The 23,369-nt window shown below is 54.2% G+C and carries 20 protein-coding genes; 6 read left to right on the plus strand and 14 right to left on the minus strand.

The features are described 5' to 3' along the window. Positions 1-250 precede the first annotated feature (250 nt). From galS to M987_RS20770, 4 genes are all read right to left on the minus strand, one after another. Positions 251-1,273 (minus strand): HTH-type transcriptional regulator GalS, encoded by a 1,023-nt coding sequence (gene galS / locus M987_RS20755; RefSeq protein ID WP_014071029.1) that lies wholly within the window; start codon positions 1,271-1,273, stop codon positions 251-253. A gap of 155 nt (positions 1,274-1,428) precedes the next feature. Then, positions 1,429-2,586: a DUF418 domain-containing protein YeiB gene (yeiB, locus tag M987_RS20760; RefSeq protein ID WP_014071030.1), complete on the minus strand. Its 1,158-nt coding sequence runs from the start codon at positions 2,584-2,586 to the stop codon at positions 1,429-1,431. 18 nt (positions 2,587-2,604) lie between these two features. Next, positions 2,605-3,273, minus strand: coding sequence for a GTP cyclohydrolase I FolE (gene folE / locus M987_RS20765; RefSeq protein WP_014071031.1), 669 nt, complete (start codon positions 3,271-3,273; stop codon positions 2,605-2,607). A 104-nt stretch (positions 3,274-3,377) separates the two neighbouring features. Continuing rightward, a complete protein-coding gene (locus tag M987_RS20770; RefSeq protein WP_014071032.1) occupies positions 3,378-4,526 on the minus strand; it encodes a YbfB/YjiJ family MFS transporter in 1,149 nt (382 codons plus the stop codon). A gap of 137 nt (positions 4,527-4,663) precedes the next feature. On the opposite strand from M987_RS20770, the gene fghA reads away from it, so the two are divergent. Beyond that, complete coding sequence (gene fghA, locus M987_RS20775) at positions 4,664-5,500, plus strand: S-formylglutathione hydrolase (RefSeq protein ID WP_014071033.1); 837 nt, start codon at positions 4,664-4,666, stop codon at positions 5,498-5,500. Positions 5,501-5,611: 111 nt separating this feature from the next. Here the strand turns inward: fghA and cirA are convergent, their stop codons facing one another. The 3 genes from cirA to yieE all read right to left on the minus strand — a co-directional run bounded on the left by cirA (position 5,612) and on the right by yieE (position 10,326). After that, positions 5,612-7,582, minus strand: a complete 1,971-nt coding sequence (cirA, locus tag M987_RS20780; RefSeq protein ID WP_014071034.1) for a catecholate siderophore receptor CirA — start codon at positions 7,580-7,582, stop codon at positions 5,612-5,614. A 224-nt stretch (positions 7,583-7,806) separates the two neighbouring features. Next, positions 7,807-9,276, minus strand: a complete 1,470-nt coding sequence (locus M987_RS20785) for an amino acid permease (RefSeq protein ID WP_014071035.1) — start codon at positions 9,274-9,276, stop codon at positions 7,807-7,809. 183 nt (positions 9,277-9,459) lie between these two features. Continuing rightward, positions 9,460-10,326, minus strand: a complete 867-nt coding sequence (yieE, locus tag M987_RS20790; protein WP_014071036.1) for a DNA-binding transcriptional regulator YeiE — start codon at positions 10,324-10,326, stop codon at positions 9,460-9,462. A 98-nt stretch (positions 10,327-10,424) separates the two neighbouring features. Here yieE and M987_RS20795 point away from each other — a divergent pair, with 98 nt between their 5' ends. The 3 genes from M987_RS20795 (at position 10,425) to M987_RS20805 (ending at position 13,490) form a co-directional block, all read left to right on the plus strand. Further along, the gene (locus M987_RS20795) at positions 10,425-11,471 is read left to right on the plus strand and encodes a YeiH family protein (RefSeq protein WP_014071037.1); all 1,047 of its coding nucleotides are present in this window, start codon (positions 10,425-10,427) and stop codon (positions 11,469-11,471) included. 64 nt (positions 11,472-11,535) lie between these two features. Continuing rightward, positions 11,536-12,393: a deoxyribonuclease IV gene (gene nfo, locus M987_RS20800; protein ID WP_014071038.1), complete on the plus strand. Its 858-nt coding sequence runs from the start codon at positions 11,536-11,538 to the stop codon at positions 12,391-12,393. Between the two features lie 2 nt (positions 12,394-12,395). Beyond that, positions 12,396-13,490, plus strand: a complete 1,095-nt coding sequence (locus tag M987_RS20805) for a sugar kinase (RefSeq protein ID WP_014071039.1) — start codon at positions 12,396-12,398, stop codon at positions 13,488-13,490. A gap of 16 nt (positions 13,491-13,506) precedes the next feature. On the opposite strand, the gene M987_RS20810 is transcribed toward M987_RS20805, so the two are convergent. The 6 genes from M987_RS20810 to fruB all read right to left on the minus strand — a co-directional run bounded on the left by M987_RS20810 (position 13,507) and on the right by fruB (position 20,773). Next, positions 13,507-14,754, minus strand: a complete 1,248-nt coding sequence (locus M987_RS20810; RefSeq protein WP_014071040.1) for a NupC/NupG family nucleoside CNT transporter — start codon at positions 14,752-14,754, stop codon at positions 13,507-13,509. Positions 14,755-14,849: 95 nt separating this feature from the next. Then, on the minus strand, positions 14,850-15,785 hold the full coding sequence (locus M987_RS20815; protein ID WP_014071041.1) for a pseudouridine-5'-phosphate glycosidase: 936 nt from the start codon (positions 15,783-15,785) through the stop codon (positions 14,850-14,852). Then, positions 15,773-16,714, minus strand: a complete 942-nt coding sequence (locus M987_RS20820) for a pseudouridine kinase (protein WP_014071042.1) — start codon at positions 16,712-16,714, stop codon at positions 15,773-15,775. The genes M987_RS20815 and M987_RS20820 overlap by 13 nt, the downstream gene beginning before the upstream one ends. 288 nt (positions 16,715-17,002) lie before the next feature. Next, on the minus strand, positions 17,003-18,688 hold the full coding sequence (gene fruA / locus M987_RS20825; RefSeq protein WP_014071043.1) for a PTS fructose transporter subunit IIBC: 1,686 nt from the start codon (positions 18,686-18,688) through the stop codon (positions 17,003-17,005). A gap of 16 nt (positions 18,689-18,704) precedes the next feature. Further along, entirely contained in the window at positions 18,705-19,643 is a 939-nt protein-coding gene (fruK, locus tag M987_RS20830) for a 1-phosphofructokinase (protein WP_014071044.1), read from the minus strand. Next, positions 19,643-20,773 carry a fused PTS fructose transporter subunit IIA/HPr protein gene (fruB, locus tag M987_RS20835; protein WP_014071045.1) on the minus strand — a complete coding sequence of 377 codons (1,131 nt, stop codon included), beginning with the start codon at positions 20,771-20,773 and terminating at the stop codon, positions 19,643-19,645. Before fruB ends, fruK begins: the two co-directional genes overlap by 1 nt. A gap of 358 nt (positions 20,774-21,131) precedes the next feature. Here fruB and setB point away from each other — a divergent pair, with 358 nt between their 5' ends. Beyond that, entirely contained in the window at positions 21,132-22,313 is a 1,182-nt protein-coding gene (setB, locus tag M987_RS20845; RefSeq protein ID WP_014071046.1) for a sugar efflux transporter SetB, read from the plus strand. Here the strand turns inward: setB and M987_RS20850 are convergent. Beyond that, positions 22,310-22,564 (minus strand): YkgJ family cysteine cluster protein, encoded by a 255-nt coding sequence (locus M987_RS20850; protein ID WP_014071047.1) that lies wholly within the window; start codon positions 22,562-22,564, stop codon positions 22,310-22,312. The genes setB and M987_RS20850 overlap by 4 nt on opposite strands. 163 nt (positions 22,565-22,727) lie before the next feature. Here M987_RS20850 and yeiP point away from each other — a divergent pair, with 163 nt between their 5' ends. Further along, positions 22,728-23,300 carry an elongation factor P-like protein YeiP gene (gene yeiP / locus M987_RS20855; RefSeq protein ID WP_008500940.1) on the plus strand — a complete coding sequence of 191 codons (573 nt, stop codon included), beginning with the start codon at positions 22,728-22,730 and terminating at the stop codon, positions 23,298-23,300. Positions 23,301-23,369: the final 69 nt, after the last annotated feature.

Genomic DNA, 23,369 nt, shown 5'->3' on the forward strand with positions numbered 1-23,369 from the left:
GTCGGCGGGCAGGTGTTAAGAAAACGTTACTGACAGCCGAAGTTCACTTATAAAATTTCTATCTTCCGTGTTCGGTAACGCTCCAGAAATGCGTTTTATTGGTTGTTTGCGGCACTTTGGCTATAGTGAAAGTGATTAATCACCGTTACATAGCGTTTCAGCTCCTAAAACGCTGACATCATAGTAAGCGCCTTGTTAAGATACTGTGAATTTACTCACAGATTGAAAACGGTTACATCGACCTGCGTAATCAGTTAGTGATCGGAACCACAGTTTGCCGAATAGCTACCGAATGGCGACGCACTAAAGTCGGCATGAAACAGTGTGTTGCTCCCGGATCCAGCTGCCCTGCCGCGCCTTGTAACGCCAGCTCAGTCGCCAGTTTTGCCATTGACGCAATCGGGTAACGCACCGTGGTCAGCTGCGGATCGGTGTAACGGGCAATCGGGATGTCGTCAAAGCCAATCAGCGACAAATGCTGTGGCACCGCAATACCGTTGTCTTTCAGCGCCGTAAGCGCACCCGCCGCCATGTTATCGTTGTAAGTAAAGACCGCAGAAAGCTGAAGATTGCGTCCCAGCAGTTCGACCATCGCGGCTTCCCCACCCTGCATATCCGGCGAGCCCGTACCCACCCAGCTTTCCAGAGGTGTAATGCCGTGCTCTTTCAGCGCCCGCTGCCACCCTTCACGGCGCATCGCATCGTCTTCAATATGATGGCTGGACGCCAGAAAGCCGATACGCTGATGGCCATTGTTAATCAGCATCCGCGTGGCCATCATGGCACCGCTGATGTTATCCAGCCCGACACAACGGTGGGCGTAACCCGGCACAATTCGGTTGATCAGCACCATGCCAGGGATCTGCTCCATAAACCCGGCCAGCTCCTCGTCACTCAAGGCTTTTGAGTGGACAATCAAGGCGTTACATCTCTGGCGGATCAGAACTTCAATCGCATGACGCTCTTTTTCAGCCTCGTGGTAGCTGTTGCCAATCAGCACATACTTCTGGTGCTGCTGTGCGACAACATCGACCGCTTTAACCAGCGCGCCAAAGAATGAGTCCGATACGTCCATCACCACCACACCAATGGTGTCACTGACCTGGGTGGCTAACGCCTGGGCATTGGCATTCGGCCTGTATCCCAGCTGCGTGACGGCTTTCATCACGGCTTCACGGGTTTCAGGGCTGACCAGCGCACTGTTATTCAGCACGCGCGAGACAGTAGCAACAGAAACGCCCGCCAGGCGGGCGACGTCACGAATGGTGATCATATTCACCATCCTTAATAGGATTGCAGCAACTCACAGACACCCCCTGTGTTAAGCAAGGTGGCTATTTTGGCAGCGAGAGAAAGGGGACTACGTGAAGAAGCTCACACGGATGAAAACGTTTACATCCGTTTTGTTAATGATTGTGATCCAGATCGTTATCTGGATGTATTACTCAATGATACACCCGCAGCATGTGCGGTTAATTGTCGCCATAGCCATTCCAGTGGTCCCTGGCGGAAATAACGCAGCCAGATAACCGAAAACGCCACATTGACGACCCAGACCGGAATAACAAACGCCAGCAGTTCGAGTCGGTCGAATTTCATAAACAGACCAAAACGATAGAAAAGCGTGGTGCAAATCAGCGTTTGCAGGATGTAATTGCTCAGCGCCATTCGCCCAACACAGGCAACAGCACTCACTAACCAGAAGCGACACAGCTGCGGCCAGAAGCCGTAAATCAGCGCCGCATAGCCAATGGTCTGGAACGGTGCGCCAAGCTCGCGTGGTACCTGGAGCAGGAAGGCACACCAGCGGTAATTCCAGTCGAGATGCCACTGCATCACGATAGCCGGAACGTTAATTAGCACGCCAATTGCCACCAGCCCGGCCCCGACACGACGATAATGGCGAAGGCTGAATTCACCTTTCAGCCAGCCCGTTCGCATCATCGAGGCCCCCATCAGCATCATTCCCGCCAGCTGCCAGCCGTACTGCGCCCCCAGCGCCAGAAGATTATCACCGAGCATATCAGCCCGGTTGCTAATGGCTTCCGCGCCGCCTTTCAGCTTCCAGAACTGTTCATACTGGAGGTTAGCCGCATCCGGGATCCACGACCGATTGGTGGCGTCGCCCGAAATCATCCCCAGCAGGATCAGCACGCCAATGCCCATGAGATATAGCATCACGCCGGTGTTAAAGAGGCTTTTCACGCTGTGCGCATCGCGGATCAGTCGCCAGCAGATTAAGCCGACTAGCCCATAAGCCAACAGAATATCGCCGTCCCAGAAAAGCAGGCCGTGGATGAAACCAAGAATCACTAACAGAGTCAGACGTGATTGTATCCAGCGCGTACCGCGCTTTAACAGTAACTGAAGACCGGCACCAAACAGCAGTGCGAAGAGGGTGAGGAATTTAACCTGGGCGAAAAGATCGAGGAACGCCCATGTCCAGGCATCGCTACGGGTGATGTCACCGTACCACGCCGGGTTGAGATAAGCGGCCTTTGGCAAACCAAAGGCGCTGATATTAAGCAGCAGGATACCGAGAATGGCGACGCCGCGAACAAAATCGAGCGTGACATTTCGCTCCATGTACCCTGCCCTGCCTGATTAGTTGTGGTGACGCACCGCGCGCAGGAACTCCTGGCGAGTGTTCTGGCTGGATTTAAACAGGCCACCCAGAGACGTGGTCGTGGTCGCGCTGGTTGCATCGCGAACGCCGCGTGCTTTCACACAGTAGTGAACCGCATCGATAGACACCGCCACGTTATTGGTCCCCAGCAGCGTTTGCAGCGCAGTCAGGATCTGTTGCGTCAGACGCTCCTGTACCTGCGGACGCTGGGCAAAGAAGCGCACGATACGGTTGATTTTGGACAGACCAATCACCGTATCTTTCGGAATGTAGGCCACGGTGGCTTTACCGTCGATGGTGACGAAGTGATGCTCGCAGGTGCTGGTCAGCGTAATGTCGCGAACCGTTACCATCTCATCAACCTTCATCTTATTTTCGATAACGGTGATTTTCGGGAAGTTAGCGTAGTCCAGACCTGAGAAGATCTCATCGACATACATTTTCGCGATGCGGTGAGGGGTTTCCATCAGGCTGTCATCGCTCAGATCGAGATTCAGCAATTGCATAATCTCGGTCATATGGCCAGAAATCAGACGTTTACGTGTTTCATTGTCCATCTCCTGAACGGGTGGACGCAGAGGCGTTTCAAGGCCGCGCGCAAGCAGGGCTTCATGAACCAGGGCAGCTTCTTTACTGAGTGATGACATTTATTTTCTCCCGCAGGTGTGGCTGTCTTCTGCCCTCGTTGTGGCAAAAGTGTGCGCTCATTGTGCGTGAGGCGGCGCACATAATCCAGTATTCACGACGATAATTATTGCAATTGCTGTTGCCTTTCAGCCTGACGGTTCCAGACTAACGCGCCGCCGATAAACAGCGCAATACCCGCAAGCCCTAACGCAGGCTCCAGCTGATGCAAAATCCAGGTCGATAATGCCGAGGTCACCGGGCCAACAAGTTGCCCGACCGCATAGCCTGTGGTGAGCAGCCCGGCCATATAACGCGTATGCTGAGGTGCCAGTTCCCGGCCATACAACAGAGAAAGCTGAACGGCACACAGGAACCCGCCGCCCACCAGCAATCCGCCCAGCAATAACCCCGCGATACCCGGCACCAGCCAGGCCGCCAATACACCGACACCCTGCAACCACAGCACAACGGCCAGCCTGCGGTTAGACGATGAGAAGTGACGCAGCATAATGCTGAGCCCAATCCCCACCACGGATGCCGCGCCAAAGAGCGGCCAGACAAACTGTGCAAACAGGCTGCCCGGGAAACGCGTGACCGCCATTTGCGATAGAAATGTCGCCGGGAGGATATACCCAAAGCCCGCCAGACTATAGCTCCAGACCAGACGCCGCAGATTGGTGGTCAGTACCAGCGGTTCAGGCGCCGTCTCAGGGCGGTGAAGCTGGCCGCCGCGGGGAAGATAGCGCGCCACCAGCGTCACCAGGATCAACGCCAGTACGCCATAAATCTGCCATGCGGCACCCGCCGGGATCGCCCTGCTTTGAATATAGACCGCCAGCAAGCCGCTGAGGGCGATACCCGCGCCCGGCCCGGCAAACACCGCCGCACTCAGCCCAGGTTTACCCAGATAACCCAGCCGCTCGTTGGTCCACGCGGCAATGAGCACCATTGACCAGCCGCTCATGCAACCGATAGCAAACCGCAGCACGCCGTGAACAAGGGCATTATCCGCAACGGCCGACAGCAACGTCAGCGCAACTGCGCCAGTAATGCCGACCCAGAGCCGCAGCTCAACGAAACGATGCGCTCGCATGGCATCCCAGGCCCCAGCCAGATAGCCGAGGTAGTTCATCGCCGCCACCAGCCCGGCGCTCGTCAGCGTAAGTTGTCCGTCCGCAATCATCAGCGGCACCTGCGGGGTGAAGGCGAAGCGCCCAATCCCCATCGCAACGACCAGAACGACAAATCCGCTGAGCGCAATACGCAGCGCCATGACCACTCCAATTGTTAAAAATAAGTTAATTTATGATGCAGTATCTTGCCGCTAAGCGGAAGTGAAAGTTACTCACAGGTAAATGAAAACTCTGTATTATGGGTTTAATGAATATCACTTCGTATAAGGAGCCTTGCATGGAACTGCTCGAAGAGCACCGTTGTTTTGAAGGTCGACAGCAGCGCTGGCGGCACGACTCCACCGTACTGAACTGCGCCATGACGTTCAGCATTTTCCTGCCACCTACAGAAGAAGGAGCGAAACCACCCGTTCTTTTCTGGCTGTCGGGTTTAACCTGTAACGACGAAAACTTCACCACCAAAGCGGGTGCGCAGCGCATTGCTGCTGAACTGGGCATTGCCCTGGTGATGCCGGACACCAGCCCGCGCGGTGAGGATGTTGCCGATGACGCCGGATACGACTTAGGCAAAGGCGCAGGCTTCTATCTGAACGCCACCGAGCAGCCGTGGGCCAGTCATTACCGCATGTATGATTATGTCCGTGATGAGCTGCCGGCATTGATTCAGGCCGAGTTTGCGGTCAGCGACCGTTGCGCTATCAGCGGTCATTCGATGGGCGGACACGGCGCGCTGATCATGGCGCTGAAAAATCCAGGTAAGTTCACCAGCGTTTCAGCATTTGCACCCATTGTGAACCCAACGCACGTGCCGTGGGGGCAGAAAGCCTTTACGCACTATCTCGGGAATGATGCCGAAAAATGGCAGGCATGGGATAGCTGTGCACTGCTGCTAGCCAGCAATGCTGAAGATGCGATCCCGACGCTTATCGATCAGGGTGATGCCGATCAGTTCCTGGCCGGACAGCTACAGCCTGCGGTGTTTGCTGAAGCAGCACGCCAGAAAGACTGGCCGCTGACGCTGCGTATTCAGCCTGGGTACGATCACAGCTATTACTTTATTGCGTCCTTTATTGAGGATCATCTCCGCTTCCATGCAGAGCATTTGTTCGGATAAGTGCGGCTACGTGCGCGCTGATGCCCTCACCCTGGCCCTCTCCCACAGGGAGAGGGAACAAACACTAAAAACGGCAACTTCCGTTGCCGTTTTGCTTTTACCCTGGCGACATCAGAACTTATAATCCACGCCCACAAAGTAACGGCGACCATCTTCCGTGTAGCTGTAATCGTCACGGCTCAGATCTTTATCCAGCAGGTTCTGCACGCCGGCACGCAGCTTCACGCTTTTCGTTGCCTGCCATGCCGCGCCGGTGTTCCAGATAACATAGCCACCCGGTGTCGCTTCGCCCGATGTCAGCGCACGCTTCTCACCGGTGTAGTTCCCCTGCACATAGAACGACCAGTCCTGCGTTGCCTTCCAGTCAACGGTACCATTGGCGGTGTGGAACGGCAGTTCAGACAACGGTTTATTACCGCCGTTGCTGATATCCCGGCCATCGTTATAGGTGTAGTTCAGCGTCACTTTCCAGTCTTCTGCCACCGGGAACTTCAGCTCTGTTTCTACCCCACGGATACGGGCCTTGTTGACGTTGTAATAACGGAAAATAGGTTCGCCGTCGGCGTTCAGCCCGACATAGTTCGGGTAGCTCTGAGCCTGATTGACGTTAGCCGTACGGCTGATACTGATCCGATCATCCACGTCGTTCTGGAACGTGGTAATGCTGGCCTGCACGCCTTCTAACCAGCCCTCTTCTCCGCTGTAGTACAGCCCGAGCTCGAAGCTTTCGCTGGTTTCCGGTTTCAGGTCCGGGTTACCCACAATTTCACAGGCGCCACGGCATGAACCCGTCACCCAGTCCGGGCTAAGTTGCAGGAGCGATGGCGCTTTAAATGCGGTTGCCCAGCCCCCTTTCACCGTAACGGTATCGGTCGCGTTGTAGACCAGATAGGCACGCGGGCTCCAGTGATCGCCGTAGGTTTCATGGTCATCCATACGGATGCCGGTGGTCAGCGCCAGCGGTTCAAAGATGCGCCATTCGTCTTCCAGGAAGAGCGCATACTGGCTCGCAGACGTCGCGCTGCTGGAGCCGCCCGTCAGGTTAACCGGATCCTTCAGCTTGTCGTGACGCCACTCCCCGCCGAAGGTCAGAAACTGGTTGATCTCAGACAGCGGCAACACGTATTTACCGTCAACAGAATTGCTTTCGGACGTGATAGTGCCTGTGTTCCCCGGGTTCTTGTTATCTACTTTTTCGCCGTAGAATTTGAGCTCGCTATTGCCCATCCCCCAGCGGCCATTGTGGCTCAGGGAGTAGTTTTGGCGCTCCAGGCGGTTTTGGTCCAGCGAGTCGGAGTCACGATCCTGGCGATCGAAACCATAGCCCGCGGTGAAGTCATGATTTTCATTTGGCGTCCAGGCGAACTCAACGTTGGCATCGCGGCTGGTGAAGCCCTCAATACGCGGCGTTTCCCCGGAGGCAGACGTGGAAGATTCTTGCTGGTCGTCTTTTTCACGCTTAGACAGGCTACCGTAGGCTTTCAGCCCCAGAACGCCGTCCACCAGTGGACCACTGGTATAGAACTGGCCGTTGTAGGTGTCACCACGATCGCGGTGTTCCTGAATAGTGGAATCCGCACTCAGGGTTCCCGTCCATTTCTGGCCGATTTTTTTGGTGATGATGTTCACCACCCCACCGAGGGCGTCGGAGCCATACAGCGAAGACATCGGCCCGCGCACCACTTCGATGCGCTCGATGGCATCCACCGGTACCCAGTTCAGGTCAAAATCGTTGTGACGGAAAACCGCATTGCGGGAGTTCACGCGTTTTCCATCGACCAGGATCAGCGTGTAGCTGCTGTCCAGGCCACGGATGCTGACCCCTTTACGGTTATCCCCTTCGTTGGTGAGCTGCACGCCTGGCACGTCCTGTAACACATCTTTCAGGTTCTGGACGGGTTTACGCTGCAAATCTTCCTGAGTAATTACGCTGATACTGGCCGGGGCATCTTTCAGGTTTTGCTCGGTAGCGGCGGCCGTCACCACCATTGTGTCGCCGGATTCGGCTGCGATGACAGGCAGTGCCAGGGACATTGCGGACGCACAAAGTCCTCCCCTGACGAAGGGATTTAACCTAAACATTCCATATCTCCATGAGGTAACTACAACTAAATCAAATAATTATTGCTCGCAATGCCTTGCTGCCCGCCTGCATCTCCGGCTGGTCGGGTTCCTGCTTATTTTTCGTAACGATAAAGCAAACGATAACTATTATCAATTTAATTGTTAAGAAATATATCTGTTCTTCATAATGTGGAGATAAAAAAACCCGCTCGGTTGAGCGGGTTAAAAGAGAGGAAGTGCGATTATTTTTTAAATCGTTCCGGGAAATCCATTTCGCTGTAGCGAACGAATTGGGTTCCTTTCGTCAGTTTGTAACCAAACCAGATGACCAGGAACAGCGGGATACCAATGTATGTGGCCGTTACTGCGCCCCAGTCAATGGTGTCCGCAAGGAAGGCTTCATAGTTCTGACCAAGGGTAATAATCAGGCACAGAATGAAAGCGAAAATCGGCCCCAGCGGGAAGAAACCTGAACGGTACGGCAGGTTGTTAATGTCATGACCCTGCATCACGTACCCGCGACGGAAGCGGTAGTGGCTGATAGCAATCCCCAGCCAGGCGATGAAGCCCGTCATACCGGAGGTGTTAAGCAGCCACAGGTAGACCGTCTGGTTACCAAACATCGAGGTCAGGAAGCACAGACCCGCAATCACGGTGGTGGCATACAGCGCGTTACGCGGTACGCCGCCACGGGACAATTTCGCGAAGATGCGCGGCGCTTTACCATCGCACGCCAGGGTGTAGAGCATACGGGTTGAGGCGTACATACCTGAGTTACCCGCAGACAGCACCGCGGTCAGGATAACGGCGTTCATCACCGCAGCCGCAGAGAGCAGACCCGCGTGCTGGAAGACCAGCGTAAACGGACTCACGCTGATGTCTTTCACATCGTTACGCAGCAGGCTCGGATCGGTGTAAGGAATGATCAGGCTGATAATCAGAATAGCGAATACATAGAACAGCAGGATACGCCAGAACACCTGACGCACCGCGCGCGGAATGTTCTTCTCTGGATCTTCAGATTCACCTGCGGCGATACCGATAAGTTCTGTCCCCTGGAAGGAGAAGCCGACAATCATCGCCACGCCAATCATGGCTGAAAGCCCGCCCGCGAACGGCGCATCGCCAATCGACCAGTTGCTCCAGCCCGCAGGTTCAGCACCTTTGAAAATACCGACGATCATTGCCACACCGACAACGATAAAGATAATGACGGTCGCCACTTTAATCAGAGAGAACCAGTATTCTGCTTCACCAAAACCGCGAACAGAGATGTAGTTCAGCAGGAAGATGACGCACAGGAAGAGTGCGCTCCAGATCCAGCCCGGCGTATCCGGGAACCACCAGTTCATGACCAGCTGTGCAGCCACCAGGTCCACGGCAATGGTTACCGCCCAGTTGTACCAGTAGTTCCAGCCCAGCGCGAAGCCAAAGCCTTCTTCAACGTATTTTTGACCGTAGGTTGAAAACGAACCTGACACGGGCATGTATGCCGCCAGTTCGCCCAGACTGGTCATCAGGAAGTACACCATCAGGCCAATCAGGATATAAGAAAAGAGTGCCCCACCCGGGCCTGCCGCGGAAATCGTTGCGCCAGAGGCAACGAAAAGACCTGTACCGATAGAACCGCCGATGGCGATCATCGTCAGGTGACGCGCCTTAAGTTCGCGACGTAGCGCGGGCGCTTCTGTGGTTTTAATTTCTGAAACCATGTGAAAATGCTGTCCATTTAATAAATGAGGCGCGATTGTAACAGACGATAAGCGTTCCTTCTGGCAGAAATGCCCAGTTATAAGAGAGCTTCATGACTCGGCCTGGATTATAAGTAACGCAGAAAAAGGCAGGATAAAAAGAGGCCCATCCCCGGCCCGCGACGCGTCACCGGGGAGAGAAATTCAGATTTCGCAGTAACGCAGAAAACGCTGGAGCGAGCTGGAAAGATGCTTCTGGCGATGGTGAATGCACCACAGGGTTCGCACCAGTTTAGGCAGCGGCACCGGAATTTCGACCAGAGTGCCGGATTCGAGCTGTTCCGCAATCACGCGACGGGAGAGGCAGCTGATCCCTAATCCGTGGCGCACCGCGTGTTTGATCGCCTCGGAATTCCCAAGCTCCATTCCCAGCTGAAACTGCGGCAGATGGGATAACAGCAGGTAATCAACAATTTCGCGCGTCCCGGAGCCGTGTTCACGTAAGATCCACTGCGCCTGGGCCAGGCGATCCAGGGTTACCTCTCCTTCTAATAAAGAAGAAGCAGGAGACGCAAATACCACCAACTCATCTTCCAGCCAGGGTTCAGCAATCACATCCACGTTATGACAGGGTCCTTCGATAAGACCAATGTCCACGCGGAAATCGATCACCGCATTAATCACATCCTGACTGTTTCCCACGCTCATCTCCAACGGCAAAGTGGGGAAATCACGGCGATAGCGGGCAATCACTTCCGGGAGAATGTAGTTACCAATGGTACTGCTGGCGTAAACGCGGATCGCGCCGTTGTCTTCGCGGAACAGCAGCTCGATTTCTGTTGCCTGTTCCAGTAACGCCAGCGCGCGCGGATAAAGCAGACGGCCGTGTTCGTTCACCACCAGGCGCTTCCCTACCCTGTCGAAGAGCTGAACGCCAAGCTGCCCTTCAAGATCGGTCAACGCTGCACTGACCGCAGACTGAGACAAAGCCAGCATCTGCGAAGCCTGGGTTGTTGACCCGCTTTTCAGCACTTCGGCAAAAACTTCCAGCTGACGCAATGTAATGTGCATGGTTGCTTACCACTTATAAAGATTAATTATAAATATATAATCAATTTTATTTTTAAGCCAGACAGCCGTAACCTTTTAGCCAGAGAAAGGAGAAGGTTATGACAGAACTCACCCTACAGAATCATCGTACAGTGTGGCACTTCGTGCCCGGTCTTGCGCTCAGTGCCGTTATCACTGGCGTGGCATTATGGGGCGGCAGTATTCCGGCGGTTGCTGGCGCAGGTTTCAGCGCATTAACGCTGGCCATTTTGCTTGGTATGGTCGTCGGGAATACCGTCTACCCGCATATCTGGAAATCCTGCGATGGCGGCGTTATCTTCGCCAAACAACATCTGCTGCGCCTCGGGATCATCCTTTATGGCTTCCGCCTGACCTTTTCGCAGATTGCGGATGTCGGCGTCAGTGGTATCGCCATCGATGTGCTCACGCTGACCAGCACCTTTTTACTGGCCTGCTTTATCGGGCAGAAAGTTTTCGGGCTGGATAAACAGACCAGCTGGCTTATCGGTGCGGGCAGCAGTATTTGTGGTGCCGCCGCTGTGCTGGCAACCGAGCCAGTGGTTAAGGCTGAATCCAGCAAAGTGACCGTGGCCGTGGCGACCGTTGTTATCTTCGGTACGCTGGCGATATTCCTCTATCCGGCCATGTATCCGCTGGTCGCCCACTGGTTTACGCCTGAAACCTATGGCATCTACATTGGTTCAACTATGCATGAGGTTGCCCAGGTCGTGGCCGCGGGTCATGCCATTAACCCGGATGCAGAAAACGCGGCGGTGATTGCCAAGATGCTGCGCGTAATGATGCTGGCACCGTTCCTGATTATCCTGGCCGCTCGTGTTAAACAGCTGGCTCCGGCGGGCAACAACCAGAAAAGCAAAATCACGATCCCGTGGTTCGCCATTCTGTTCATTGTGGTGGCGGTGTTTAACTCCTTCCATCTGCTGCCTAAAGCCGTGGTTGATATGCTGGTTACGCTGGATACGGTTTTACTGGCGATGGCAATGGCGGCGCTGGGTGTCACCACCCACGTTAGCGCACTGAAAAAAGCCGGTGCTAAGCCGCTGCTGATGGCGCTGGTGCTCTTTATCTGGCTGATTGTGGGCGGCGGTGCAATTAACCTGGTCGTTCACAGTTTGATGGCATAAACCACCTCGTCCTTCTCCTGTTAACCCGCTATCATAAGCATTTCGGGTTAACAGGAGTTCTTGTATGAAATATGTTGGAGCGCACGTAAGCGCTGCCGGTGGCCTTGCGAATGCCGCCATTCGTGCTGCTGAAATCGACGCGACCGCTTTCGCTCTGTTCACCAAGAACCAGCGCCAGTGGCGCGCCGCCCCGCTCACCCGTGACGTCATTGATGATTTCAAAGCCGCCTGTGAGAAATATCACTTCGGGCCGGGCCAGATCCTTCCCCACGACAGCTATCTGATTAACCTCGGTCATCCGGTTGAAGAGGCACTGGAGAAATCCCGTGAAGCCTTCCTCGATGAAGTGCAGCGCTGCGAACAGCTTGGCCTGACGCTGCTGAACTTCCACCCGGGCAGCCACCTGACGCAAATAGATGAAGATGCTTGCCTGGCGCGGATTGCGGAATCCATCAACATTACGCTGGATAAAACCAAAGGCGTGACGGCGGTTATCGAAAATACCGCCGGTCAGGGCAGTAACCTCGGGTTTAAGTTCGAGCATCTGGCGGCCATTATCGACGGCGTGGAAGACAAGACTCGCGTCGGTGTGTGCATTGATACCTGCCACGCCTTCGCTGCCGGTTACGATCTACGCACTCTCGAAGAGACCCAAAAGACCTTCGACGAATTCGAGCGCATTGTCGGCTTTAAATACCTGCGCGGGATGCACTTAAACGATGCCAAAAGCGCCTTTGGCAGCCGCGTTGACCGCCATCACAGTCTGGGCGAAGGCAATATCGGTCATGACGCTTTCCGTTTTATTATGCAGGACGCCCGGTTTGATGGTGTCCCGATGGTGCTGGAAACCATTAACCCGGATATCTGGGCAGAAGAGATATCCTGGCTGAAAGCACAGCAGACTGATAAGGCGGTTGCGTAATAATGAACGACAGAGAGAAGCAGATACTCAAGATCCTGCGTCGTAATCCTCTTATCCAGCAAAACGAGATTGCCGATATTTTGCAGATCAGCCGTTCACGCGTGGCGGCACATATCATGGATTTGATGCGCAAAGGGATGATCAAAGGGAAGGGTTATATCCTGACCGAGCAAGAGTACTGTGTGGTGGTCGGCGCGATTAACATGGATATTCGCGGCGTAGCGGATATCCATTATCCGCAGGCTGCGTCAAACCCCGGGAACATTCAATGTTCGGCGGGCGGCGTGGGCCGCAACATTGCGCATAACCTGGCCCTGCTGGGGCGCGATGTGCATTTGATCTCCGCCGTAGGCAGCGATTTTTACGGCGAAACCCTGCTGGAGCAGACCCGCCAGGCCGGGGTGAATATCTCCAGCAGCATCCGTCTGCACGGGCATAACACCTCGACCTATCTCTCCATTGCCAACCAGCAGGAAGAGACGGTTCTGGCGATTAACGATACCCACATTCTGGAAAAACTGACCCCGCAGCTGCTGAACGGCTCCAGGGATCTTATCCGCCATGCCGGTGTCGTGCTGGCTGACTGCAACCTGACGGCTGAAGCTATCGAGTGGGTATTTACCATCGCCGACGATATCCCGGTCTTTATTGATACCGTTTCTGAATTTAAAGCAGAAAAAATCAAGACCTGGTATTCGCGGATCCACACCCTGAAACCGACGCAAAAAGAGCTGGAGATCCTGTGGGGCCAGCCCATCCGCTCCGATGCCGACCGCATAAAAGCGATAAATGCACTGCATCAACAGGGTGTTGAGCACATTTATGTGTGCCTGAAAGATGAGTCGGTCTTTTGCAGCAAGAAGAATGGCGAGCAGTTCCTGCTCACGCCCCCTGCTCACACGGTGGTGGACAGCTTTGGCGCCGATGATGGCTTTATGGCCGGGCTTATCTACAGCTATCTGGAAGGGAGCGATTTTCGCGACAGCGCGCACTTCGCGATGGCTTGTGCCGCGTTATCGCGCGCCAGTGTCAGTATTAACAACCCAACGCTTTCCGCGGATAACGCACTTTATCTGCTGCAAACCGCCCAGGCGTAATGCCCGGGCAGTTTCATTACAAACCAATAAAGAACCCGGCAATAGTGGCGCTCATCAGGTTAGAGAGCGTTGCTGCCGCCAGGGCGCGCATTCCGAGCTGGGCGATTTCCGGCGCACGTTGCGGCGCAATGGCGGAAAATGCCCCAACCACCACACCAATAGAGCCAAAGTTTGCGAAGCCACACAGCGCAAATGAAATAATCGCAATCGTTTTAACATCCAGCGCGCCCGCCGTTTGCAGGTATGGCGAGAGGTTGAGATAGGCCACGAACTCGTTAATCGCCAGCTTTTGACCAATCAGGCTACCGGCAAGTGAAGCATCGCTCCAGTCCACCCCCATAATCCAGGCCAGCGGAGCCAGCACGTAACCGAATATCCCCTCCAGAGTGGCATGACCGTAACCAAACCAGCCGCCCACACCGCCAATAATGCCGTTAATCAGCGCAATAATCGCCACAAACGCCATCACCACGGTCGCTACCCCGGCGGCTATTTTTAACCCGGTCATCGCCCCGCTTGCCGCGGCTTCGATAATGCTTTTGGGCGGGGATTCAGTGAATGACAGATTCTCAAAAGAGACATTCGACGCTTCCGTGGCCGGGCTCAGTATTCGGGCAAACAAAATCCCGCCCGGGATCGCCATCAGCGAGGCCGCCAGCAGATAATCAATCGGCACGCCCATTCCGGCGTAACCTATCATCATCGACCCGGCAATCGAGGCCATCCCGCTGCAAATCGCGGTAAACAGCTCATTGCGGTTGAGGCGATCGATAAAGGGTTTCACGATAGCCGGGATCTCGTTTTGCCCGAGGAATATCGTGGTGACCGCCACGAAGGATTCAATCTTGCTGATGTTCAGCGCTTTCTGGAAAATACCGCCGAGAACACGGATAAGCAGCCCCATCACGCCAATGTAATACAGCAAACTGATAAGCGCGGTGACGAAGATAATGGCAGGCAGCACGCGGAAGGCAAAGATAAAACCAGCCCCGTCAAACAGCACATCCATCTTAGGCCCTACCAGCGAACCAAAAATAAAGGCGCTTCCCGCGTCGCTATAGGACATCACCTTGTGAACGCCGAACGCGGCCTGCTCTACCAGCCATTTCCCCGGTGGAAAATAGAGCATGATTCCACCAATAGCGATTTGTAGCACCAGCGCCGCACCCACGGTTCGCAGGCTGATGCGCTTTTTATTGACTGACAACAGGAAAGCAATTGCCAGTAATACCACCATCCCCACAACACTTCTCATTATGTCCATTGTGAATTCCCTTCATGCCAGGAAACCCGGCGCTATCGCCAGGTTTTGGTATGTTTGCAATTCGTGGGCGACAGCTTTCTGCCCGCGCGGTTTTATCAGGCGAGGCGTTGATACGCTTTCGCTATCTCGCAGGCCAGTACGGCGTTATTGAAGACCAGTTGGATATTGGATTTCAGGCTGTCGCCACCGGTCAGATCAGCCACGCGCGCCAGCAGGAACGGCGTGCTGTCTTTACCCACAACGCCCTGTTCTTGCGCTTCCCGCACCGCCTGGTCGATTGCTGCGTTGATTTTCCCTTCCGCCATCGCAAACTGCTCCGGGATCGGGTTTGCCACCACCAGGCCGCCTTTCAGCCCGGCCTGCCATTTCACCGCCATCGCACGGGCAATTTCTTCGGCGCTGTCCAGGCGAATGCTTACCTCAAACGGGCTGGTACGACAGAAAAATGCCGGGAGAGATTTGGTCTGATAGCCAATAAGCGGCACGCCGAAGGTTTCTAAATATTCGGTCGTTAATCCCAGGTCGAGAATAGATTTTGCCCCGGCACAGACGACCGTAACATTGGTATGCGCCAGCTCCTGAAGATCGGCAGAAATATCAAAGGTATGTTCCGCACCACGGTGCACACCACCAATCCCACCGGTTGCAAAGACTTTAATTCCAGCCAGGGCAGCAATAATCATGGTTGATGCCACGGTTGTTGCGCCATTTTTTTTCGCGGCGACCACAAAAGGTAAATCGCGACGACTGACTTTTGTCACGCTATGCCCTTCACGGCCTAATAATTCAATCTCTTCTTTGCTCAGGCCAACTTTCATCACGCCGTTAATAATAGCGATAGTTGCCGGTACCGCGCCGTGATTACGAATAGTCTGTTCAACTTCAATTGCCGTTTGTGCATTCTGTGGGAATGGCATTCCGTGGGAAATAATAGTCGACTCCAGCGCGACAATCGGTTTTTTATTCTGGATAGCTTCCTGCACTTCGGGTGAAATTTGTAATAATTCAGCGTTCAGCATTAATTCAGACATTCTGCGTTCTCCACTAAGGATGTAACATTTTCAACAGACAAATCAGGGTTATTGGTATATTCACAGGCCAGCACCATGGATGAACAACCCTGTGCAAATCGAACGGAGTCAATAAAAGGCCTTCCATCCACCCAGCAGGAAACCAGCCCCGCCATCATGGCATCCCCGGCACCGGTAACATTAATCACCTGCGTTTTAACCGGTAAAGACCAGCCGCTTTCACCGTTGGCATGGCTGTAATACACCCCGTCGCCGCCCATGCTCAGTACCAGACGCGTTAACCCGTTTTCATGGAACCAGGCGGCGACTTTTGCCACATCATCCCGGCCGGAAAGCGTGATGCCGCTTAGGGTTTCGGCCTCCAGACGGTTGGGCTTCAGGGTGTGTATTTTGTTAAGCCGTCCGCGAATTTTGACGCACTTCCAGGCAGATACCGGGTCAACAAAGACCGGCGCATCGCCTGAATTTTCCAGCAGCCATGCCAGGGTTTCTTCACTGATATTACAGTCCGCAATAATCGCCGCTGCACTGCGAATAAAATCCAGATGTTGTTCTAAAAATGCGACCGATATCTGTTCTGATATCGTCATATCATTAATTGCCACCAGCATTTCGCCGGTATTATCGAGCAAGGATAAATAGCACGAGGTATTTTCACCTGGCACCAGAAAACATTTATCGACATGCACGCCATATTGCCGGGTTTGAGCCAGCAATGACTGCCCATAAAAATCATCACCCACTGCCGTCAGAAGCCATGAATTTTTCCCGAGCAATGCCAGATTATGTGCGATATTCCGCCCCACGCCGCCAGGGGTAAACTTTATTTTCCCGGGATTGGAATCTGCATAATTTAATGAAGCATGTGAGTACCCGGCAACATCCATATTTGCCGAACCGATCGTAACGATGTATTCCTTTCCACGCATAGCACATCCTCTGGCAATAAAACGCCATAACAATGAGTTCGTTAAGAATAATTGTCGTAACCGACACTACGATTTAGAGCACGTGTTCACATATGAACATGTGTTTATAATATGCAGGTTTTTGGCAAAGTAAATCCGTCTGCAAGTGCGAAAGCGAATAGATATGAACAGAGTCACATTTTTTTATAGATACAATTCAGGCGGGGGAACAAAGTTGAGAAGTGAGGCACAAAACGAAGGCATAAAAAAAGGGCAGAGAAATCTCTGCCCTTGTGAAGTTGAGTGGGATCAGGCAACTTTTGCCACGGATTCCACTTCTGGACGTTTCAGCACTGCATAAGACACACCAGCCACCAGCGTACCGGCAATGATCGCCATCAGATAACCCAGAACCGGGGTAATAGCACCTGGGATCAGCAGAACAAACAGACCACCGTGTGGTGCCATCAGTTTCGCGCCAATCGCCATGGAGATGGCACCGGTCACTGCACCGCCGACGATACAGCATGGCAGTACACGCATCGGATCACGTGCTGCGAACGGGATTGCACCTTCAGTGATGAAGCACAGACCCAGCACCAATGCGGCTTTACCACCTTCCTGCTGCGCTTTATCGAACTTACGACGCGCAATAATGGTCGCCAGACCCAGCGCCAGAGGAGGCACCATACCCGCAGCCATAATCGCCGCCATTGGGGCGTAGGTCTGCGTACTCAGCAGGCCCACACCAAAGGCGTATGCCGCTTTGTTCACCGGCCCACCCATGTCGGTACACATCATTCCGCCGAGGATAGCACCCAGCAGAACCGCGTTAGCCGTACCCATGGTTTGCAGCCAGTGGGTCAGACCCGCCAGGATACCAGCAACCGGTTTACCAATCAGGTAAATCATCGCCAGACCCACCACCAGGCTGGAAATCAGCGGGATGATCAGGATAGGTTTTAACGCTTCCATACTTTGCGGCAGTTTCAGTTTCGAGCTGATAAGCTTCGCAACATAACCGGCCAGGAAGCCCGCAATGATACCGCCAATAAAGCCGGAACCGGTGCTCACCGCCAACATACCGCCGATAAGACCCGGCGTCAGACCCGGACGGTCCGCAATGGAGAAGGCGATAAAGCCTGCCAGAACCGGAACCATCAGCGCGAAGGCTGAACCACCGCCGATCTGCATCAGCGCAGCCGCCAGAGTGCCTTCTTCTTTAAACGCGGTAATACCAAACGCGAACGACAGCGCGATACACAGACCGCCCGCCACCACCATCGGCAGCATGTAGGAAACACCGGTCAACAGGTGACGGTAGGCTCCCGCAGACTCTTTCTTACCTTCAGTCGCACTCTTCGTTGCGCCAGTCGCCTGATAAGGTTTGGCTTCCACCAGCGCTTTATCAAACTCCTGAGCGGTCTTTTTCAGCGCCAGGCCGGTAGAGGTACGGTACATCGGCTTACCGGCAAACTTCGCCAGATCCACTTCGATGTCGGCCGCGACAATCACCAGATCGGCTTCGGCCACCTCTTCCGGGGTGATCGCATTGCCCGCACCCACGGAGCCGCGGGTTTCAACTTTTACCCACCAGCCGCGTTTTTTGGCTTCGGTTTCAATGGCTTCAGCAGCCATAAAGGTATGTGCAACGCCTGTCGGGCACGCGGTGACTGCGACAACGCGTTTTGGACCAGAGGCGGCAACCGGAGCAGCCGCAACAGGTGCGCTGTAAACAGACGCATGACCTTTCGCTTCACTCAGGAACAGCTCCGGGTGTGCCACCGCGCGATTGATATCGCCCAGCCACACTTTTTTGCCGTTCAGCGCGCTATCCGCCGGGATTTTATCGCCAAGAACAACTGCCAGTTCGGCATCGCCCGGGTTATCGATAAACTCCAGATGTGCTTTGCTTGCCGCCGCTCCCAGCAGGGTCTTCGCCATATAGGCGCGAGCCTGTCCAAGACCGGAGTCAATAATCAGCAGCGTTTTCATTATTCCTCTCCTGCTGTTAGTTAAAAGGTTTTAAGTCAACGCGCGCCATCATCGCGGCTAACTGGGTACGATCGGTAATACCGACATTGCTCTGACTCACGGCCAGGGCAGCAACGGCGGTGGCAAGACGTAAAGTATGTTCACTGGATTCGCGCATCAGCAGACCATAGATCAGGCCGCCAACCATTGAATCCCCTGCACCAACGGTACTCACAACTTCAACCGATGGTGGTTTGGCGATCCATTCGCCAGACGCGTTAACCCACAACGCCCCTTCTGCACCCAGAGAAATCACCACGTGAGCGATACCCTGTTCGCGCAGCGCATGTGCAGCTTCAATTACATCTTTTAATTCTGGCAGCTTACGGCCAGCCCAGATCTCCAGTTCACGGCGATTGGGTTTAACCAGCCACGGCGCAGCTTTAAGACCCGCAACCAGCGCATCGCGGCTGCTGTCGAAAATAATGCACGGGCACTGGCTGCGCAGACGCGTCATCCAGTCGGTGAACGCTTCCGGGCTGACGCCGGACGGCAGGCTGCCGCTGACGCACACCATGTCGAACTGGCCGAGCCAGGTCAGGGAATCATTAACAAAACGCTCCCAGTCAGCCGGGGTCACTTCAAAGCCGGAGAAGTTCAGGTCGGTCACTTCACCGTCTTTCTCCGTCAGCTTGACGTTGATACGGGTACGGCCCTGCACAACCTGGAAACGGTTGGCAATGCCCAGCTCGCTGAACAGCTGCTGGAAACCATCCTGGTTATCTTTGCCGAGGAATCCGCCCACGGTGACATCGATACCGAGATCCTTGAGCACTTTCGCGACGTTAATCCCTTTGCCTGCTGCATGAAGGCCAGTGGTACGCACGAGGTTTACTTCGCCGCGCTCAATCTCCGGGCAAAACCCCACCAGGTCGTAAGCCGGGTTCAGCGTAATAGTCGCAACACGTCTGCTCATTATGCGCCCTCCCCAAGACCGGCCGCGATGGCATCGCCAATCGCTTTCAATGCCTGTTCAGCATCAGCACCCTGTGCGGTGAAACGCAGGCGGTGGCCTTTTTTCACACCCAGAGCAACCACTTTCATCAGGCTACGGCCATTGGCCGGTTTACCCGTGCCATCAAGGTTCGCAACAGTGATTTCACTGTCGAATTGTTTGATGGTATTTACCAGCATAGTGCCCGGACGCGCGTGCAGGCCGTGTTCGTTACGCACCACGAATTCAGCATTCAGCACATCGTCAGTCAGTGCATCGTCGCTGGTCAGCAGCGCCAGCACGGTCGCCGCATCGGCGTTCAGCAGTTTTTCAGCTTTGTTGTTCAGTAGCAGATCGCCCAGACGCTTCAGCACGGAAACCGGCTGATCATCCGTCATGGCGACAGTCACCAGCATCGCGGCAGGGTCGCCGTCAACTTCAAAGGCGTTCGCGGCACGGCTCACGGCGATAGCGCTGCGCAGGTTGCCTTCAGCACTGTCGTTCAGCCAGATACCCTGGCCCAGATTCAGCGGTTTATCGTTGATCACGTGCGCGACAAATGCCCCATCAGCAGCGCCTGCCTCTTTAAGACGGCCAGCGTTCAGTGCCTGCAAGGTCACCAGATCGGTGGCAGTTACATCCAGCGTCAGCGTTTCATTATCCAGTTTCAGCGCTTCGCTCTGTTTTTCACCCATCAGCAATGCACGCAGCTCTTCAGCCGTGGTTGCTGATTTCAGCTGTTCTGCAACAGAGTCATCGCTCAGCACGTGCGTCAGCTGACGCAGCAAACCTAAGTGCTCGTCGCTGCTGGCGGCGATGCCGATAGCCACGTAAGCCACCTGGCCATCACCCCACAGCACGCCCTGAGGGAACTGATACACCTGAACACCGGTTTTCAGCACCTGGTCGCGGGTGTCGGTTGTGCCGTGTGGAATGGCGATGCCATTGCCGAGGAAGGTAGAGGTCTGCTGCTCGCGCGCCAGCATCCCGTTAACGTAGCCGTCAGCAACGTTGCCTGCCTGTACGAGTGCAGCGGCAACCTGGCGAATGGCCTCTTCTTTATTCCCGGCCTGAGCGCCCGGGTGAATATCCTGAACAGATAACTGGAACATGGTTCTCCTCTCCTGCTGAACTTGAATCGTTTCAGCTCAAATGAGAAAAAATGCGCTAACCTGCTCCGTCAGTAAAACAAGATAGCGCTGAAACGTTTCAAGAAGTCTTGCTCTTTCTGCAAGGTGTTGCAAGGAAAGTTACATTTCTCGTTTCAGAATTTAGAGATGCAGCACATTTCTTCTTCGTTCAGCTGAAACTTGCTGACGTTCATCAATCCAGTTTCAGCTAAGGTCAGCCTGAACCTGTAAGTTGAAATGCCATTTTGATTTTTTGTGGTGAAATTGACCGCACCATCTGTTTATTTTCTGACAGGCGGCGTACACTCCGCGTCTCTCATGCAATCACTGATATAGAAACATGCATAACACCCCCGCTGCCGCCTCACCAAAGCCTTTTGATTTGACGTCAACGGCGTTTTTGATTGTTGCCTTCCTCACCGGGATCGCCGGTGCGTTACAAACACCAACGCTAAGTTTGTTTCTGACTAACGAAGTCCATGCCCGCCCGGCGATGGTCGGCTTCTTCTTTACCGGAAGCGCCATCATCGGCATCCTGGTCAGCCAGTTTCTGGCTGGGCGTTCGGATCGAAAAGGCGACCGCAAAAGCCTTATTGTCTTCTGCTGTTTGTTAGGTGTCTTTGCCTGTGTGTTGTTTGCCTGGAACCGTAACTACTTTATTTTGCTTTTCGTGGGTGTGTTCCTGAGCAGCTTCGGCTCTACCGCCAACCCGCAAATGTTTGCCCTCGCCCGCGAGCACGCCGACCGCACCGGGCGTGAAGCCGTCATGTTCAGCTCGATTCTTCGTGCGCAGGTGTCCCTGGCCTGGGTGATTGGCCCGCCGCTGGCCTATGCACTGGCGATGGGCTTTGGTTTTACGGTGATGTATCTGAGTGCGGCAGTGGCCTTTGTGGTGTGTGGCGCGATGGTGTGGTTTTTCCTGCCGTCGATGCGTAAAGAGCCCAAAGTGGCTACCGGTGCGCTGGAAGCCCCCCGCCGTAATCGCCGCGATGCATTGTTGCTCTTTATTATCTGCACCTTAATGTGGGGCACTAACAGTCTCTACATCATCAATATGCCGCTGTTTATTATTGATGAACTGCATCTGCCAGAGAAACTGGCCGGGATCATGATGGGTACAGCCGCCGGTCTGGAAATCCCTACCATGCTGATTGCGGGTTATTACGCAAAGCGCTTCGGGAAACGTTTTTTGATGCGCATAGCAGCAGTGGCAGGGTTGCTGTTCTATATTGGAATGCTGACCGTTCACACGCCAGCGTTGCTGCTTGCTTTACAGCTGCTGAACGCGATTTATATCGGGATCCTCGCCGGGATTGGGATGCTTTACTTCCAGGATCTCATGCCAGGTCAGGCAGGGTCAGCAACAACCCTTTATACCAATACTACTCGCGTAGGCTGGATTATTGCCGGTTCAATGGCCGGTGTCGTTGCCGAAATCTGGAACTATCACACGGTGTTCTGGATTGCGCTGGTGATGTGCACGCTGACGATTGGCTGCCTGACGCGCATTAAGGATGTTTAGGGCGCAGTGAGCGATTCCAGCTCCAGAAGATACGTCATCGCCTGCACGCGGGTGTTACCGCACATCTCAGCCGACGGCATTAGCCCGGAACACACTTTTGGGCGCAAGGGTGAACCAAAAATCATACACAGATTTTTTTCTGAGAGCTGAATACAGCGCGTATTAGCAGGCTTGCCATCCGGCATCCCTGGAATGGGGCTTGAAATGGACGGTGCGGTGCAACATGCGCCACAGTCTGGACGGCAATCCATAAATGTTCTCTTTCAGCGACGGATACCCGCACAATCGGGCGTGGCGCGCACAGTAACACCTTTTGCGTATTGATAGCAAAAGCCACGAAATCCACTTGCCTGAAAGGCCGCGCGCGAGTAATTTGGCGCGATATTTTTTACCTCCCTAAACAGGATTACTGCAATGCCAAGAGCGAACGAAATTAAGAAAGGTATGGTACTGAATTACAACGGCAAACTGCTGATTGTGAAAGATATCGATATTCAGGCACCTAGCGCCCGTGGAGCAGCAACGCTGTACAAAATGCGTTTCGCCGATGTTCGTACCGGCCTGAAGGTAGAAGAGCGCTTTAAAGGTGACGATATCGTGGATACCGTGACCCTGACCCGTCGTTACGTTGATTTCTCTTACATCGACGGCAACGAATACGTGTTCATGGATAAAGAAGACTACACCCCGTACATCTTCACCAAAGATCAGATTGAAGAAGAGCTGCTGTTCATTCCAGAAGGTGGGATGCCGGACATGCAGGTTCTGACCTGGGATGGCGTGCTGCTGGCGCTTGAGCTGCCGCAGACCGTAGACCTGGAAATCGTTGAAACGGCGCCGGGCATCAAAGGCGCTTCCGCAAGTGCACGTAACAAACCCGCCACTCTGACCACCGGTCTGGTTGTACAGGTTCCTGAATACCTGTCTGCTGGCGAGAAGATCCGTATCCATATCGAAGAAAAACGTTATATGGGTCGTGCTGACTAATTGTGGCATTTGCCGGGTGGCGGCTTCGCCTTACCCGGCCTACAAAAGCACGAATAAAAAAACCGGCTC

The sequence above is a fragment of the Enterobacter soli ATCC BAA-2102 genome (genome assembly GCF_001654845.1).
In the GTDB taxonomy this organism is placed as follows: domain Bacteria; phylum Pseudomonadota; class Gammaproteobacteria; order Enterobacterales; family Enterobacteriaceae; genus Enterobacter; species Enterobacter soli.